Source organism: Desulfoferrobacter suflitae (assembly GCF_022603395.1).
GTDB lineage: Bacteria > Desulfobacterota > Syntrophobacteria > Syntrophobacterales > Syntrophobacteraceae > Desulfoferrobacter > Desulfoferrobacter suflitae.
Window position 1 is genome coordinate 439919 of record NZ_JAIBKA010000001.1, and the last position, 16858, is coordinate 456776.

A 16858-nucleotide genomic window follows, 5' to 3' on the forward strand; every position below is an offset into this window, starting at 1 on the left:
GGCGCGAGATGCCGGCGGTCTCGGGTCTGACGCAGAGGAGAAGTCAAATGGCTTATTCCGATAGCTACCGAGCGAGTTTGAAGAAGATTGCAGTGATTGGGAATCACCTGCCGAGACAATGCGGAATCGCGACATTTACCGCGGACCTTCTGACAGCATTGGGCGATGAGGAAGGCGCCGGGGAATGTTGGGCGGTGGTTATGAACGACACCCCGGAGGGCTATGCTTACCCTCCCAGAGTGCGTTTTGAATTGAATCAAAAAAGCCTCTCCGACTACCGCCTGGCAGCGGATTTCTTGAACATGAGCCAAGTGGACGCGGTGTGCCTGCAACACGAGTTCGGCATCTTTGGAGGCGAGCAGGGAGCTTATGTCATTGAACTGCTCGGCGCTCTGCGCATGCCGGTGGTGACCACTCTGCACACAGTGCTGCAGGAGCCGTTGCCCGAGCAGTTGACTGTTATGAAACGAATCGGTCAGATTTCCGACCGTCTGGTTGTCATGAGTCGGAGGGCGGAGCGCATACTTGGAGAAGTCTACGGGATTCCCCGCGGCAAGGTTGCGATGATCCATCACGGAATTCCGGATGTGCCGTTCGTCGATCCCAACTTTTACAAAGACCAGTTTGGAGTTGAAGGCCGGAAGGTGCTTTTGACGTTTGGATTGCTCTCCCCGGGCAAAGGCATCGAAACCATGATCGACGCCCTGCCGCGGATCGTAAAGGAAAATCCCGAAGCGGTCTATGTGGTTCTTGGCGCCACTCATCCCCACGTCAGAAGGGACCAGGGGGAAGGCTATCGGCACTCTCTTCAGCGGCGCGCATCGGAACTGGGAGTCGCCGACCATCTCATTTTTCACAACCGCTTCGTCGACTTGAATGAACTGTGCGAGTTTCTGGGTGCGGCAGACATTTATGTCACACCCTATCTCAATCAAGAGCAGATCGTTTCCGGCACATTGGCTTATGCTCTTGGCGCCGGCAAGGCAACGGTCTCCACGCCCTACTGGTATGCCGAGGAGATGCTGGCCGAAGGGCGCGGGCGGCTTTTTCCATTTCAGGACGCGGAGGCACTTGCCACTGAGATCAACGATCTTTTGGCCCGCGAGGTGGAACGTCACGCCATCCGCAAGCGTGCCTACACCTTTTGCCGGAAAATGATCTGGAAGGAAGTGGCACGCAGATACCTTGAGCTTTTCACCGAGGTCAAACAAGAAAGGGAATGCAAGCCGCGGGCGGTGTTCAGGACCAAGACCCTGGAAATCGTTCCGAGGGAAATACCTCAGCCGAAGCTCGATCATCTCATACGGCTTACAGATGACGTAGGGATCATCCAACACGCCAAGTTCATCGTACCAAATCGTTATCATGGTTACTGCACCGACGACAATGCGCGGGCCCTCATCGCCGTGCTCATGGCTCAGGACCTGGTGCCCGATGAGGATGCACTGACCAACCTGGCTTGCACCTATATGAGTTTTTTACACCACGCTTTCGACGAAAACCGGGGACGGTTTCGCAACTTCATGGGTTACGACCGCAAATGGTTGGAAAAGGAAGGCTCGCAGGACAGCCATGGACGTGCTCTGTGGGGTTTGGGTGAAGCGGTTGGCCTCGCTCGATCGGAGGACATACTGGGCGCCGCTCATGAGCTCTTTGAGAAGGCCCTGCCGGCTGCCCTCGACTTCGATGCCCCACGCGCATGGGCATTCACCCTGGTGGGAATTCACGCCTACCTGAGAAAATACGGCGGCGACAGATGCGTCCGCAGGGTCCGAGAACAACTGGCGGACCGGTTGTTTGCTTTCTATTGCAGCTATGCCACGGATGACTGGCCGTGGATTGAGGAGACGGTGACCTATGCCAACGGCAAGATCTCTCAAGCATTGCTCATGTCGGGTCAGTGGCTGCAAAGAGGGGACATGGTATCAGCCGGTCTTCGCTCCCTTGAATGGCTCAGGACGATCCAAACCGACAGCAGGGGGCATTTCGTGCCCATCGGCAACCGAGGTTGGTACCCGCGTGCCGGATTGAAAGCCCGCTTTGACCAACAACCCATCGAGGCTCAAGCCATGATTGACGCATGTCGGGAAGCCTACCATGTCACTTCGGACCCCAAATGGATCGCCGCTGCCCAATGCTGCCTGGAATGGTTTCTGGGGCGAAACGACCTGAATGCTCCCTTATATGATTATCAAACCGGCGGATGCCGGGACGGTCTGAGCGCTACGGGACCGAACCGCAACCAGGGGGCGGAATCGACACTGGCGTGGCTCTTGTCGTTGTCCACCCTCTACCGCATGAGGAACGCGCAGGTATCGGTTGAAGCAGCTGAACAGGCTGAAAAACTAAAGGAGAAAAAAGTTCGTGTCGCATAGACCCATTGTTATGATCAGTTCTTATCCGCCTCGTTTGTGCGGCATCGCCACCTTTTGCGAGGAGGCGCGGGAATTCATCCAAAAAGCCAATCCTGACCGTCGGGTGCTGGTCATCAGCCACACCGACGGAAAGGGGGAAGGCGTCATGCCACTGATCGACATGACCCGCAGGGACTGGTGGCGGCCGGTGGCCCAACAAATCGAGAATTTAAACCCCTATGCCGTTCACATCGAACATGAGTACGGCCTGTACGAATACTACGACGAGCGGGGTATTGGCGACGGAAATGACGGATTCCTCGATTTGCTCGAGGCCATCGCCGATCATCCCATCGTTGTGGAGCCCCACACGATCCACGGACGGCTGCGCGATCAGGAAGCCGACTTCATCTACAAGATGAGCCAAAGAAGTCACGTGGTGCTCTTTAAGTGCCATTATCAGAAATGGCGGCTCGATTGGACTTTTCATGGCCGGGGGTGGCCGACTCCGCGCAACATCATGGTGGTTCCACACGGGGCGCGGCCGGACAAGCGCTGGGGGATCCATGAGATACCGGAGCTACGGGATGAATTCGGCTTCAATGACGCCGGACTGGCGGCTCACTTGGTCGGCATGATTGGCTGGATTCAGTCCAACAAGCGCTGGGACATCCTGCTTTCCATGTGGGAGGAGATTCATCACGAAATCAAAAGGCGCACCGGCCAGGATTGGGACCTCTTGGCTGCAGGCGCCATGCGAGACCCCCATCACAAAGCGGACTATGAAGAGTGGAAAGCCGAGGCGGAAGGTCTGGGCAACAAAGGTATCGCCCACTACTACGAGTTCATCCCGAGGGGTGACGATTACTATAAGATGATGGCGATATGCGATTTTATCGTGCTGCCCTCAACGGATGAGACCCAATCGGGAACATTGGCGCGCATTATCGCCCTCAATAAGCCCTTCATCACCACCGCACCCATGGAGGGACTGACCGCACAGACCCTGGAAAGCGAGGGAGGACTTCTTTTCACCACCAAGGAGATGCTCAAGCGCAAGGTGATTCATATGGCCTGCAACGAAAAGCTGCGTTTGGAGCTGGGCGAAAACCTGAGACGGTATCTGGATGAGGTGGTTTCCTGGGGCGTGGTGGCGCGGCAGTACAACGAAGCTTACAGGCTGGCCAATAAAGCGCTTCGCACAAGGAAACCCCTGGTTTTGGATCTGGAATTTTAGTGTCGGGAATGTTCGGGAGATGATGAAAATGAATCCGTCGATCTTCAGAGAATACGATATTCGCGGTATCGTGGAAAAGGACTTCAGTCTGGATGATGTAGTGAGAATAGGGCGTGGCCTTGCTACCTATCTTGCTGGCCATGGGAGTAGAACCTGTGCAGTGGGTCGTGATTGCCGTCCGAGCTCGCTCGAAATCCGAAACGCCTTGATCAAAGGCTTGAGAAAAGGTGGCGCTGAAGTCATTGATATCGGTTTGTGTCCCACCCCCGTGCTTTATTTCGCCATCAGGCATCTGAAGCTGGATGGGGGCGTGATGATCACCGCAAGCCACAACCCTCCGGAATATAATGGTTTTAAGGTATGTGTCGGACCCGATACAATCTTTGGCAGGGAGATTCATAAGCTCAGAGACATCATCGAATCCGGCCAATATACATCCGGCAACGGCACGTTGCACGAGCAGGAAATCATCTCATCCTACTGCGACTATGTGGTTGCCAACGTCAAAATTGAGCGGCCGGTCAGACTTGCGATCGATGCCGGCAACGGCACGGGGGGACTGACGGCCGTTCCCATACTGGAACGGCTCAACTGCGATTTGGTCAAGCTCTTTATAGAACCTGATGGAAACTTTCCCAATCACGAACCGGACCCGACGGTCATAAGAAACATGAAAGCGCTGTCAGAGACAGTTGTTAGTAAAGGTTTGGAATTAGGTATTGCCTTTGACGGAGATGCCGACCGACTGGGGGTGGTGGAAGAAAACGGACACATCCTTTACGGGGATATGCTTATGGTTCTGTTCGCCAGGGAGATCTTGAGGACGAACCCCGGAGGAAAGTTCATCGGCGAAGTGAAGTGCTCGCAGGTCATGTATGATGATATTCAGGCTCACGGCGGAGTTCCCATCATGTGGAAAACTGGCCATTCGCTTATCAAGCAAAAGCTCAAAGACGAACAAGCTCTGCTCGCCGGCGAAATGAGCGGCCACTTCTTTTTCCGTCATCGTTATTTTGGATTCGACGACGCCCTCTATGCCGGCTGTCGCCTGTTGGAAATCGTTTCAAGAAACCATCAGCCCCTTTCCTCCTACTTGTCCGATCTTCCAAAAACGTACTCTACGCCCGAGATCAGGGTCGATTGTCCTGATGCCATGAAGTTTCAACTCGTGAACCAAGTGAGGAAAATGCTTTCCGGAAAACATCGGTTGATCGACATCGACGGTGTACGGGTGGTTTTTCCAGACGGCTGGGGGCTGGTTCGCGCATCCAACACAAGCCCCGTCATCGTGCTCCGTTTTGAGGCCGTCAGTGAATCTCGCCTGCAGGAAATAAGGAGCGTAGTGGAAAAAGCCATTAACGACGCGAGGAGACAGTTGGCAATCACTGAGAACTAATGGTAAGGAAATGATGAACGATAAAGACTTCAAGGAAATATTTACCCGCTATTCCGCAAATCCGATCATTCGGCCAAGCGACATTCCCTACCGTGTCAACTCGGTATTCAACGCTGCAGCGACCCTGTTGGAAAAGGATACCTTGCTGCTCATGCGGGTCGAAGACCGGCGTGGCATCTCACACCTCACCGCGGCCCGCAGTCGAGACGGCGTAAGCGACTGGGTGATCGATCCCAAGCCGACGCTGCTGCCTAACCCGGCGGAATATCCTGAAGAACTGTGGGGAATCGAGGACCCCAGGATCACGTACATCTCGCAGCTGGATTTGTGGGCTGTTGTATACACGTCATACTCCAGGGGCGGGCCGTTGGTTTCTCTTGCAACAACCCAGGACTTCAAGACATTCCAACGTAAAGGTGTCGTCATGCCGCCGGAAGACAAAGACGCGGCCCTGTTCCCGGTTCAGTTCAACGGTCGTTGGGCCATGCTGCACCGGCCGGTGTCGGCCTTCGCCGGAGTCGGCGCCCATATTTGGATTTCCTTCAGTCCTGATATGAAGCACTGGGGCGATCATCAGATTGTTGTCCCGGCACGTCGAGGCGGATGGTGGGATGCCGACAAGATTGGTCTTTCTCCTCCTCCGCTTTTGACCGACAGGGGCTGGTTGATTCTCTACCATGGCGTGCGAACTACACCGAGCGGCTGCATCTACCGGCTTGGTCTGGCCCTCCTCGATCGAGAAAACCCTACGATGCTCCTGGCCCGCTCCGATGAGTGGATTTTCGCCCCGGAAGAGGACTACGAAGTGCTGGGTGACGTGGACAAAGTGGTTTTTCCCTGCGGATGGGTCGCCGCCGGGGACGAAGTGCGCCTTTACTATGGCTGTGCCGACAAAAGCATTGCTTTGGCTACTGCGAACATATCGGAAATGCTGGAATGGCTGCAACGGCACAATGAAAATGGACTGGAGGAGTAGCAGATGCGAATTGCTATGCTGTCGCCCATTGCATGGCGCACCCCTCCGCGCCATTATGGACCTTGGGAAAATGTCGTCTCTATCTTGACCGAGGGACTGGTGCGCCGGGGAATCGATGTCACTCTCTTTGCCACCAAGGATTCACAGACCGAAGGAAGGCTGATCGGGGTAAGCCCGAAAGGTTATGAGGAAGATCCGGACCTTTTGCCCAAGGTGTGGGAATGCCTCCATATATCCGAAGCGTTCGAGCAGGGAGAACATTTCGATCTGATCCACAACCATTTCGACTACCTGCCGCTGACCTATACGGCCATGACAACAACGCCGGTCGTAACCACCATACATGGTTTTTCCTCCCCGAAGATTCTACCGGTCTACCAAAAATACAACGGCAGGACTCACTATGTCGCCATCAGTGAGGCGGATAAAAACCCCCAACTGGATTATATTGCCACCATCCATCACGGCATTGACCTCGAACAGTTCACCTTTCAGGCGGTCCATCGAGACTATCTGCTGTTTTTCGGCCGCATCCACCACGAAAAAGGAGCCAGGGAATGCATCGAGATCGCTCAAAAGACGGGAAGGCGACTTGTGCTGGCGGGCATTGTACAAGATCAGGCGTACTTTGAGCGGGAAGTGAAGCCTCACCTGGATAATGACAGGGTTCTTTTCGCAGGCAGCGCCGGACCCGAGAAGCGCAATGAGCTTCTGGGTGGAGCGTACGCTTTGCTCCACCCCATCAATTTTGATGAACCGTTCGGCCTCTCTGTTGTCGAAGCCATGGCGTGCGGCACGCCGGTGATTGCCGTCAACCGGGGCAGCATGCCCGAGATTGTTGCCGATGGCGTGACCGGATTTCTCGCCACTGACGCGGAAAAAATGGCGGAGCTTGTCCCACAAGTGAAAGACCTGGACCGGCTGAATTGCCGCAAATGGGTCGAGGAACGGTTCAGCGCCGAACGGATGGTGGAGGACTATCTTGGCGTCTATCGGCAGATCATCTCTCGATCTAAGCGTGAAGACCATCGGCCGTGGGGATTTTACCATGTCCTTTCAGACAAGCCGGACCACAAGGTCAAACGGATTACGGTCTATCCAGGGAAACGATTGAGCTATCAGCGCCATTTCCGGCGCTCCGAGCACTGGTATATCGTGAGCGGCAAGGCGGTAGTGACCAGGGACGGTGAAGATACGGAACTGAGCGCCGGCCAGGCTATCGACGTGCCCCTCAAGAGCTGGCACCGGATCCGCAACGACGGCAGGGAAGAATTGGTGTTCATCGAAGTGCAGACGGGTGATTACTTCGGCGAAGATGATATCGAAAGGTCGGAGGACGATTATGGCAGAGTCTAAAGGAACTATTATCCAGCGCTACGAAAAGAATCCAATTTTGACCAAGCTAGATGTGCCCTACCCGGTGGAGACCGTCCATAATGCGGGAGTTACCAAATACAACGGCCAATACATCATGCTCTTCCGGTCTCACTTGCGCAACGGACGCTCCATCGTCGGCATGGCTGCGAGCGATGACGGGGTTCACTTCCGGGTCAAACCGGAGCCGTTTCTCACTCCGGCAAAAGAGGGACCTTTCGCTGCCTACGAAGAATACGGTGTCGAGGACCCGCGCATCTGCGCCATGGGAGACAACTACCTTATTACTTACAGCGCCTATTCAAGATACGGCGTCCGTGTGGCGCTGGCCCAGACCAGAGACTTCGAACGGGTTGAACGCATCTCTTTGATCACTCAGACTGACCACCGCAACGTGGTTATCTTCCCCGAAAAGGTCGGGGGGCGGTATGCCCGTTTGGACCGGCCACATTCCGAGATATCGCCCTGGTCCATCTGGATTTCCTACTCACCGGATCTGATACATTGGGGAGATTCCAAAGTGTTGATCAAGCCGCTGAGCTACCATTGGGATGAAATGAAAGTCGGGCCGGGGGCACCACCCTTCAAGACGGCCAAGGGGTGGCTCAACATTTTCCACGGCGTTTTTAGAACCATGGACGGCGCGGTGTACCGCCTCGGAGCAGCGCTCCACGACCTGCAGGATCCCTCAACCCTCCTTGGAGTAGCGGACGAATGGATCCTGCAGCCGGAAGACCTGTGGGAAGTGAGCGGCTATGTGCACAACGTGGTCTTTTGCTGCGGGGCCGTACCCGAGGATGATGGCACGATCAAAATCTATTGGGGCGGCGCGGATTCGGTCATGTGCGTCGGGACTGCGCAGATCGAGGATCTGGTAGGCCTGTGCCTCTCCAACCCGCGCCCCGCTCTTTAGTTTGATGAGGTGAAGCGATGGCCAGCCATGAAAATAACTTGGTTGCGACGATTATGGCCGGAGGCTCTGGCACGCGTTTTTGGCCCCTCAGTACCCGTGAGAAGCCGAAGCAATTTGTCCGCCTGTTCGATGACCGCAGCCTGCTGCAAAAGAGTTACGACCGCATGGCAGGAATCCTGCCAGATGAGCGGATCTTGATTCTAACCAATGAGCGATTCACCGAACTGGTCAGGGAGCAGCTCCCCCGCATACCGAGCCGGAATATCATTGGCGAACCCATGCGAAAGGACACGGCGGCAGCAGTGTGTCTCGGTGCACTGATAGCACGCAAGCGGTTTGGCAATCCCGTCATCATAACCTCGACGGCCGACCATCTCATAGAACCGGTTGATCAATTTCGACAAACAATGCTCTCAGCGGCCGAACAGGCGCTACACACAGGCGCTCTGTACACCTGCGGCATTCGACCCGATTATCCTGCTACGGGCTACGGATATCTGCAAGTAGGCGAAAAGATTCAGAGCGACAAAGGTGTTGAACACTTCAGAGTGGAATCGTTTAAGGAAAAACCCGATGTAAAAATTGCCGAGATGTATCTGGCCGCTCGCAGCTACCTTTGGAATTCCGGCATGTTTGTCTGGACCGCTGATGCTATTCTCGCCGAACTTTCCAGACACCTTCCGACCCATGTCGAGTACTTGAGCGATGCGCTCGAGCGAGAAGGGACAATAGACCAACAAGATGCATTGAGAAACGCGTTTGCTGCGATCGAGCGAATATCCATAGACTATGCGGTAATGGAAAAAGCCGAAAACGTTTGCTGCGTTGCTGGAGAATTCTCCTGGAAGGACGTTGGCGGCTGGCTTGCCATGCAGGATTACCTGCCAAGTGACGCAAACTGCAACTTTGTTAGAGGAAGCGTTCACACACTGGATGGCCGTAACAACCTGATATTTTGCGATGGCGATGAAGAGACGGTGGCTCTGGTAGGCTTGAGCGACGTGGTGCTGGTTCGGGCCGGGCCAAACACCCTGCTTGCTCACAAAGACCGCTTGGAAGACGTAAAGACTATTGTCGAGGCGATGACGGCAGAGCCCAGGTGAGAGGAAAACGGGCTAATCAAGCCGGATCTCGAGCAAAATGCTCATCAGGACGAAATTGGAAGATGATTCCGAATTGCACGGAAGAAGAGATTGCCTGTGAAGCAGCCAGAAATAATTATATCCGGGCCGCTCAAATGGCGGCATCCCTGGGTTGGTCGGAAGAAAAGGTACGGGAGCTGCAATGGGAAGCTCTTTGGCAGATGGCACTAAACCGGAACGTCGCCGGGACTTTGATGCTGGCACAGGAATACGGGATCTCGAAATCGGAACTCCAAAGCTACCTCGAAGGCAGGGCGGAGCGGATGCGAAAAGAAGGAGAAAACAAGGCCCTGGTGGCTTGTTATGATCTGAGGTCGCGGAAGTACCTGACTTTTGAGGAGTGGTTAGAAAGCCTGCTCAAGCGTTGGCTGAAGATTCGCCTATGATTTCCTATAATCCATCGAAAAGATTAATGAATAAATGTTCGCGCATTCCCCTCTTGACATTTGGAGAAATGGAGTTAAATAAATTTCACTGCTAGCACTCACCTCAATGGAGTGCTAATAATTCTTGGTCGAAGATCTCGACCCAACTTAAAACCAAAACAAGCATCGTGGCATGACTCAGTGCCCAAAGGAGAGTGATGGTATGAAGCTTAAGCCCTTGAATGATCGGATCGTTGTGAAGCGTATGGAAGAAGAGGAAAAGACCGCCGGAGGGATCATCATCCCGGACACCGCAAAGGAAAAGCCCCAGCAGGGCAAAGTCATGGCGGTAGGAGACGGCAAGTTCACGGACAACGGCAACAGGACCCCTCTCACCGTCAAGGAGGGCGACCGCATTCTGTTCAGTAAGTATGCGGGAACCGACATCAAGGTAGAGGGCGAAGAGCTCCTCATCATGCGTGAGGACGATGTGTTGGCCATTGTGCAGTAGGTTCGGCAAACCGGAAGTTGAGATCTTGAGAAATGTAGGAGGAATGATCATATGGCAGCAAAGGAAATCAAATACTATGCCGAAGCCAGGGACAGGATCATGAACGGCGTTAACATCCTGGCCGATGCGGTCAAAGTCACCCTGGGACCCAAGGGCCGCAATGTGGTTATCGAAAAGAGCTTTGGTGCTCCGCTGGTCACCAAGGACGGCGTCACCGTTGCAAAGGAAATCGAGCTGGCCGACAAGTTCGAGAATATGGGTGCCCAGATGGTGAAAGAGGTGGCGAGCAAAACATCCGATGTGGCAGGGGACGGCACCACCACCGCAACCATCCTGGCCCAGGCCATCTACCGCGAAGGCTCGAAGCTTGTGGCCGCGGGCCACAACCCGATGGCCTTGAAGCGCGGCATCGAGAAGGCCGTCGAGGCCGCCGTTTCGGAGCTTAAAAACATCAGCAAGCCCACCAAGGATCAAAAAGAGATCTCGCAGGTCGGCACCATCAGCGCCAACAACGATTCCACCATCGGTGGGATCATAGCCGAAGCCATGAACAAGGTCGGGAAAGAAGGAGTAATAACGGTCGAGGAGGCCAAGAGCATGGAGACCACTCTGGAAGTGGTCGAGGGCATGCAGTTCGACCGCGGCTACATCTCCCCCTATTTTGTGAGCGACCCCGAGCGCATGGAAGCAGTCCTCGAGGAGCCATACATTCTTGCCCATGAAAAGAAGATCAGCAACATGAAGGATCTCCTTCCGCTTCTTGAACAAATCGCCAAGATGGGCAAGCCGTTGCTGATCATAGCAGAAGATGTTGAAGGCGAAGCCCTGGCAACCCTGGTTGTGAACAAACTTCGAGGCACCCTCAAGGTCTGTGCCGTCAAGGCCCCGGGATTCGGTGACAGACGCAAAGCCATGCTGCAGGACATTGCCATCCTCACCGGCGGGCAAGTCATTTCGGAGGATGTGGGGATCAAGCTCGAAAATGTCACGGTGAACGATCTTGGCCAGTGCAAGACCGTTAGAGTGGACAAGGACAACACCACCATCGTTGACGGCGCCGGGAGCCGCTCGGCCATCGAGGGCCGTGTCAAACAGATCCGGGCACAAATAGAGGAGACCACGAGCGACTACGACCGCGAAAAGCTCCAGGAGCGGCTCGCCAAGATCGTTGGTGGTGTTGCGGTAATCAAAGTCGGTGCCGCAACTGAAGTCGAGATGAAAGAAAAGAAAGCCCGCGTCGAGGACGCCCTGAACGCAACGCGTGCGGCAGTCGAGGAGGGCATCGTTCCCGGCGGCGGTGTGGCGCTCCTTCGCTGCATCTCGGCTCTGGCCAAAATGGATGCCAACGGGGAGGAAGCTTTCGGCGTCAGTATCGTGAAACGAGCCCTGGAAGAGCCCGTGCGCCAGATTGCAAACAACGCTGGGCTTGAGGGCTCCGTGGTGGTTGAGCGTGTGAAGAGCGAAAACGGCGCTTTCGGCTTCAATGCTGAAACCGAAACCTACGGTGATCTCGTTGAAGCGGGTGTCATCGATCCGACCAAAGTGGTGCGCTTTGCCCTGCAGAATGCATCGAGCGTGGCCGCCCTCATGCTCACCACCGAGGCTATGGTAGCGGAAAAGCCCAAAAAGAAAGAACCCGCACCGGCCATGCCCCACGGAGGAATGGACGACATGTACTAATGGAAGAGCATGAATAGAGGCCGCCCGACATTGGTCGGCGCGGCCCCCCGTCCGCGAAAGCGGAATTGCCGGAGACTGGAACACCCGCATCGCCGCTTTCGCGTCGCAACCAATGACAAGCTTTCGGACCAGGTTCGAGTGCCTGGGACCGGCTTCGGAAAGGAGGTAAGTATCATGGATCTGAAAAAGCTCGCACCCTGGAACTGGTTCAAAAAGGAAGAGGAGCAGCAGGCCACGACGCTTCCCGTCACCGTGCAGCGACACGGCCAGCCGCGCCCCTACAGCCCCATGGCACAGTTTCACCAGGAAGTCGACCGTATGTTCGAGAACTTCTTTCGTGGCTTCGGCTTCCCCTCCATGGGATTTGGCAGAGAGCCCTCCTTTCTGGCACAAAACGAGTGGCTCAAACCCACCCTGGATATAGCAGCCGCAGAGAAGGAGTATACGATCTCCGTGGAGCTCCCTGGAGTGGACGAAAAGGATGTCCAGTTGGAACTCTCGGATGACTCTTTGGTGATCAAAGGCGAAAAGAAACAGGAGAAAGAAGAAAAGGAAAAGAACTACTACCGTATGGAACGTTCCTACGGCTCTTTTCAGAGGGTCTTGTCACTGCCCGAAGATGCGGAGCACGAAGGAATCGACGCCGCTTACAAGAACGGTATTCTCAAGATCACGATCCCGAGGAAGGCAGGACCCAGGAAGGAGTCGAGGCAGATCACCATCAAGAGCGGATAACCCAATGCGCAGGCTTTGCCGAACAAGCAGAAGCCCGTTGTCTGGATGGAAAGGAGGTAACAAGTCATGGCAATGGTCCGTTTTCCGAGCTTTGGAACTTTTCCGGGCCTCTTCCAGGAAATGGAAAGGATGAAAAGCGAGATGGATCGCCTCTTTGCCGGTTTCATGGGGCGAGCTCCGCTCAGTGCCGTGGACTCCGGTGTCTCTCCGGCGCTCAATGTCATCGAGGAGAGCGAGAGATTCCTTGTTGACGCTGAGCTTCCGGGAGTCAGACCGGAGGATATCGAGATCTCCATCGAGGGCAACACTCTCACCCTCCGTGGAGAGCGAAAGAAGGAGGATCTGGACAATGTGAGCTATCACCGCCGCGAGAGAGGGGCGGGGAAGTTTCAGAAGGCTTTGACGCTTCCCGCCGAAATCAATCCGGATGCAGTCGAGGCCAAATTCGAGCATGGTGTCCTGAAGCTTGTCCTGCCGAAGGCTGAGCACGCGAAGCCCAAGAAGATACCTGTTCTTACGGTGCGAGCGACGGAAGCCTCAACTTCAGTAGTCGATATATAGTCTTAAGAGCTTATGAGGAGATGAAACCATGGCTGACGAGGAAATGCAGGTTGTTGAGAAGAAGGAAGTCGATACCCCTTCCGAAAACATCCGCAACGTGCCGGTTTTCGCTCCGCCTGTTGACATCTGCGAGTCCGAAACCGAACTGCAAGCGAGTTTGAGCGAGGTTTGATGGAGCTATGCGCCGCTCCCGCCCAATCCGCGCTGGACGCGCTGGGAACCGGCCCCAACGGCCTGAGCGCGGACGAGGTGGAACGCCGCAGGGACGAATATGGGCCCAACGAGTTGGCCCATGCAAAACGGCTGGGGTTCTGGTCCGATATCCTGCACCGCATGAAAAGCCCCCTGGTTGTGCAGTTGCTTATCATTGCCGCGGTGTCCGCCGGCATCGGCGAAATCAAATCGACGATTATCGTGAGCGTCATGGTGCTTCTCAGCGTCGGGCTTTCCTTCATTTTGGACCGGCGCTCCAACAAGGCGGTGGACTCGCTCGGTAAACGAGTGCAGTCCCGCACCCTGGTTTTGCGCGATGGCGGGGAAAAGGAAGTCAAGGTGTCCGAGGTCGTGCCCGGCGATGTCGTGATCCTCCATGCGGGCTCGATCATACCGGCTGATTTGCGGCTGCTTTCGGCCAAAGACTTTTTCGTCAGTCAGTCGGCGCTGACCGGTGAATCCATGGCCGTCGAGAAGTCGGCCAACGTAGATGGATCCACCGGCTATAGCGCGTGGGAGCTGCCGAACGCCTGCTTCCTTGGGAGCAGCGTGACCAGCGGTGCGGCTCGTGGAGTGGTGGTGAATACTGGGACTCGCACCTTGTTCGGGGCTATCTCCCAGCGATTGACCGAGCACCGCGAGGAATCCAGCTTCGATCGAGGCGTGCGCTCTTTCACCTGGCTGATGATCCGTTTCATGGTGGTGATGGTTTGCGTGGTCTTTTTTATCGTGGGCCTGACCAAGGGCAACTGGGTTGAAGCCCTGTTGTTCGGCCTTTCCATAGCCGTGGGCCTCACTCCCGAAATGCTGCCCATGATCGTTACCGTGAACCTCGCCAAGGGCGCCCTGGCCATGGCCAAAAGGAAGGTCATCGTCAAGCGGCTTCAGTCCATCCAGAATTTCGGCGCCATAGATATTCTGTGCACGGACAAAACGGGCACCCTCACCCAGGACCGGGTTGTGCTCGAGCGACACGTGGACATCACCGGGCACGAGAGTCAAGATGTTTTGAGTTACGCCTACCTCAACAGCTATTACCAGACCGGACTGCGCAATTTGATCGACCGGGCCATACTCGACCACACCGACCTCGAGGTGGAAGCCAACTGCACCCTGGTGGACGAGCTTCCGTTCGACTTCCAGCGCCGCCGCATGTCGGTGGTGGTCGACTATGAGGGCGATCATGTGCTGATCTGCAAAGGAGCGGTGGAGGAGATCTACGCGAGTTGCAGCCGTTATCAAATCGGGGATGAAGTCTATCCTTTGATCGATATGATCCGGGAAGATCTGTTCGAGGAAGTCGAACGACTCAATAAAGACGGCTACCGGGTGCTTGGGATCGGCTACCGCGAGTTCACGCGTGACAGGGTTACCTATTCCGTGGCGGATGAAACAGAGATGATCCTTCTCGGCTACATCGCCTTCTTCGATCCGCCCAAGGTTTCCGCGTCCGAAGCCGCCGCCCTTTTGCGGGAGGCGGGAGTAGCGGTCAAGGTTTTGACCGGCGACAACGGACTGGTCACCGGAAAGGTCTGTCGGGATGTGGGGATCGAGATAAAACGGCTTGTCTCCGGAAGCGAGCTCTCACACATGACCGGGAACGAGTTTTCCCGCACCGTCGCCGAAGCGAATGTTTTCGTCAAACTCAGCCCGACTCAAAAGGAACAGATTGTCCAAGAGCTTCGCAACGGCGGCCACGTGGTGGGATTCATGGGCGACGGCATCAATGATGCCCCCGCCCTGCGGGCCGCCGATGTGGGGATTTCGGTGGATTCGGCGGTGGATGTCGCCAAAGAGGCGGCCGACATTGTGCTTTTGGAAAAAAGCCTGCTGGTGCTTGAAGAAGGAATCATCGAAGGAAGGAAGGTCTTTGCCAACATCGTCAAGTACATCCGCATGGGGGCAAGCTCCAACTTCGGCAATATGTTCAGCGTGGTCGGCGCAAGCTATCTTTTGCCTTTTCTGCCGATGCTTCCCGTGCAGGTCTTGACCAACAACCTGCTGTATGACTTTTCCCAGACCGGCATTCCCACCGACAGCGTGGATGACGAGCTGATCGAACGGCCCCTCAAGTGGAACATCGACAACATCAAACGATTTATGGTCTTCATCGGCCCGATCAGCTCGATTTTCGACTACGCCACCTTTGCTTTGATGTGGTTCTTCTTCAATTGCAGCGCCTTTTCCGATCCCGGCGTTGGAGCGCAGCAACAGGAAGGGCTCGCCCGCCTGTTTCAGACCGGGTGGTTTGTTGAATCGCTCCTGACCCAAACCCTCATCGTTCATATCATCAGGACGCGGCGAATCCCCTTCTTCGGCAGCCGCGCTTCGCTGCACTTGACGCTGACGACGCTGGTCATCATGGGCATCGGCGCATGGCTGCCGTACTCACCCTTTGCCGGCGAGCTCGGGATGGTTCCCCTGCCCGCCGTATACTGGGCCTGGATCGCGGGTTTCCTGATTGCTTACGCGCTGCTCACGCACGCCGTGAAAACCTGGTTTTTCAACAGATATGGAGGTGATTGATCGTGGATACCCTGCTCGATGCACTGCAGGAAGGCAGACTGATTGAACTGCCCGACGACAACAAGGAAGACGCGCTGGAATTCTTGGCGCACATCATCGAGGCGATCCCCGAAGTTCCCGGCGGAACGGATGTCGTGGGGCTGGTTATGGAAAGAGAGCGCTCGACCAATTCGACCCTTGGCTACGGCTGGGCCTGCCCTCACGTTCGGGTCCCATACGAAGAAGACCTGCTGTGCGTGGTGGGCTGGAGTCCGACCGGCATCGACTACGGCGCCTCGGACGGAATCCCGGTTTCGATCATCGCCATGTACCTGGTGCCGGAAAACCAGCGCAACCATTTCCTGCGTGAAGCCTCCCTGCTGGCCAAGGCCCTGGCGGCCTATCCTCAGATCCAGGAGATGCGCTCGGCGGGCGAGCTCAACGAAGTGAGAGAACACCTGCTGAATTTGATCAGCTCCGGCAAGGAAACGGCCGGCCCCGACACCCGGGCGCGCATGATTCAGCTACAGGCAAGACAGGCGGCAGCGGGTGTTCCACCTTACGACCTGGCAAACCTTGTTGTGGAGCCGGTCACCATCGTAACCGGTCCCGGCCTCAAGCACATAGTGCTCGCTCGAGATCGAAAACTCATGGAATACCTCGATTCAGCCCCGGGGCTGGTGGAGAAGCTGGCAATCGAAGGCATGTTCCAAAACGGCGGCTGGCGCATTCTCAAACGCGGTGAAACAGTCTATCAGGCGGATCGGATCTCCTACGACTGTCTGGCCGTGAGAAGCACTGCAAAGAATCGTTCGCCGAACAAATGAAAAGATAGTGCCTGCCTGACTGTTTCGACACTATCGGCGCAATGAGCCATATGCCGTCAAACGGAATGG

General features: G+C 55.6%; 15 protein-coding genes. All 15 read left to right on the forward strand.

Translation table 11 applies throughout. From position 1 onward, the window contains the following. The first annotated feature begins 47 nt into the window (after positions 1-47). Positions 48-2375: a glycosyltransferase family 4 protein gene (locus K1V27_RS02090; protein WP_258927867.1), complete on the forward strand. Its 2328-nt coding sequence runs from the start codon at positions 48-50 to the stop codon at positions 2373-2375. Then, on the forward strand, positions 2365-3591 hold the full coding sequence (locus tag K1V27_RS02095; protein ID WP_258927868.1) for a glycosyltransferase: 1227 nt from the start codon (positions 2365-2367) through the stop codon (positions 3589-3591). Before K1V27_RS02090 ends, K1V27_RS02095 begins: the two co-directional genes overlap by 11 nt. A 28-nt stretch (positions 3592-3619) precedes the next feature. Next, on the forward strand, positions 3620-4987 hold the full coding sequence (locus K1V27_RS02100) for a phosphomannomutase/phosphoglucomutase (protein ID WP_258927869.1): 1368 nt from the start codon (positions 3620-3622) through the stop codon (positions 4985-4987). Between the two features lie 10 nt (positions 4988-4997). After that, positions 4998-5963 (forward strand): glycoside hydrolase family 130 protein, encoded by a 966-nt coding sequence (locus K1V27_RS02105; protein ID WP_258927870.1) that lies wholly within the window; start codon positions 4998-5000, stop codon positions 5961-5963. A 3-nt stretch (positions 5964-5966) separates the two neighbouring features. Continuing rightward, on the forward strand, positions 5967-7319 hold the full coding sequence (locus tag K1V27_RS02110; RefSeq protein WP_258927871.1) for a glycosyltransferase: 1353 nt from the start codon (positions 5967-5969) through the stop codon (positions 7317-7319). Further along, positions 7306-8250 carry a glycoside hydrolase family 130 protein gene (locus tag K1V27_RS02115; RefSeq protein ID WP_258927872.1) on the forward strand — a complete coding sequence of 315 codons (945 nt, stop codon included), beginning with the start codon at positions 7306-7308 and terminating at the stop codon, positions 8248-8250. Before K1V27_RS02110 ends, K1V27_RS02115 begins: the two co-directional genes overlap by 14 nt. Positions 8251-8267: 17 nt before the next feature. Further along, positions 8268-9353 (forward strand): mannose-1-phosphate guanylyltransferase, encoded by a 1086-nt coding sequence (locus tag K1V27_RS02120; RefSeq protein WP_258927873.1) that lies wholly within the window; start codon positions 8268-8270, stop codon positions 9351-9353. 62 nt (positions 9354-9415) lie between these two features. Continuing rightward, positions 9416-9778, forward strand: coding sequence for a hypothetical protein (locus tag K1V27_RS02125; RefSeq protein ID WP_258927874.1), 363 nt, complete (start codon positions 9416-9418; stop codon positions 9776-9778). 202 nt (positions 9779-9980) lie between these two features. Then, positions 9981-10268, forward strand: coding sequence for a co-chaperone GroES (gene groES, locus K1V27_RS02130; RefSeq protein ID WP_258927875.1), 288 nt, complete (start codon positions 9981-9983; stop codon positions 10266-10268). Positions 10269-10319: 51 nt separating this feature from the next. Next, positions 10320-11948, forward strand: coding sequence for a chaperonin GroEL (gene groL, locus K1V27_RS02135; protein WP_258927876.1), 1629 nt, complete (start codon positions 10320-10322; stop codon positions 11946-11948). A 174-nt stretch (positions 11949-12122) separates the two neighbouring features. Further along, complete coding sequence (locus tag K1V27_RS02140) at positions 12123-12683, forward strand: Hsp20/alpha crystallin family protein (protein WP_258927877.1); 561 nt, start codon at positions 12123-12125, stop codon at positions 12681-12683. A 66-nt stretch (positions 12684-12749) separates the two neighbouring features. Continuing rightward, positions 12750-13244 carry an Hsp20/alpha crystallin family protein gene (locus tag K1V27_RS02145; protein WP_258927878.1) on the forward strand — a complete coding sequence of 165 codons (495 nt, stop codon included), beginning with the start codon at positions 12750-12752 and terminating at the stop codon, positions 13242-13244. A 28-nt stretch (positions 13245-13272) separates the two neighbouring features. Then, positions 13273-13416, forward strand: a complete 144-nt coding sequence (locus K1V27_RS02150; RefSeq protein ID WP_258927879.1) for a hypothetical protein — start codon at positions 13273-13275, stop codon at positions 13414-13416. Beyond that, positions 13416-15983 (forward strand): magnesium-translocating P-type ATPase, encoded by a 2568-nt coding sequence (gene mgtA / locus K1V27_RS02155; protein ID WP_258927880.1) that lies wholly within the window; start codon positions 13416-13418, stop codon positions 15981-15983. The genes K1V27_RS02150 and mgtA overlap by 1 nt, the downstream gene beginning before the upstream one ends. A gap of 2 nt (positions 15984-15985) precedes the next feature. Further along, positions 15986-16789, forward strand: a complete 804-nt coding sequence (locus tag K1V27_RS02160; protein WP_258928022.1) for a PTS sugar transporter subunit IIA — start codon at positions 15986-15988, stop codon at positions 16787-16789. Positions 16790-16858 lie beyond the last annotated feature (69 nt).

Excerpts from the sequence above, each read along its gene's own strand:
- K1V27_RS02090 (WP_258927867.1), top strand. The coding sequence starts at position 48 with ATGGCTTATTCCGATAGCTACCGAGCGAGTTTGAAGAAGATTGCAGTG.
- K1V27_RS02100 (WP_258927869.1), top strand. The coding sequence starts at position 3,620 with ATGAATCCGTCGATCTTCAGAGAATACGATATTCGCGGTATCGTGGAA.
- K1V27_RS02105 (WP_258927870.1), top strand. The coding sequence starts at position 4,998 with ATGATGAACGATAAAGACTTCAAGGAAATATTTACCCGCTATTCCGCA.
- K1V27_RS02110 (WP_258927871.1), top strand. The coding sequence starts at position 5,967 with ATGCGAATTGCTATGCTGTCGCCCATTGCATGGCGCACCCCTCCGCGC.
- K1V27_RS02115 (WP_258927872.1), top strand. The coding sequence starts at position 7,306 with ATGGCAGAGTCTAAAGGAACTATTATCCAGCGCTACGAAAAGAATCCA.
- K1V27_RS02120 (WP_258927873.1), top strand. The coding sequence starts at position 8,268 with ATGGCCAGCCATGAAAATAACTTGGTTGCGACGATTATGGCCGGAGGC.
- K1V27_RS02125 (WP_258927874.1), top strand. The coding sequence starts at position 9,416 with ATGATTCCGAATTGCACGGAAGAAGAGATTGCCTGTGAAGCAGCCAGA.
- groES (WP_258927875.1), top strand. The coding sequence starts at position 9,981 with ATGAAGCTTAAGCCCTTGAATGATCGGATCGTTGTGAAGCGTATGGAA.
- groL (WP_258927876.1), top strand. The coding sequence starts at position 10,320 with ATGGCAGCAAAGGAAATCAAATACTATGCCGAAGCCAGGGACAGGATC.
- K1V27_RS02140 (WP_258927877.1), top strand. The coding sequence starts at position 12,123 with ATGGATCTGAAAAAGCTCGCACCCTGGAACTGGTTCAAAAAGGAAGAG.
- K1V27_RS02145 (WP_258927878.1), top strand. The coding sequence starts at position 12,750 with ATGGCAATGGTCCGTTTTCCGAGCTTTGGAACTTTTCCGGGCCTCTTC.
- K1V27_RS02150 (WP_258927879.1), top strand. The coding sequence starts at position 13,273 with ATGGCTGACGAGGAAATGCAGGTTGTTGAGAAGAAGGAAGTCGATACC.
- mgtA (WP_258927880.1), top strand. The coding sequence starts at position 13,416 with ATGGAGCTATGCGCCGCTCCCGCCCAATCCGCGCTGGACGCGCTGGGA.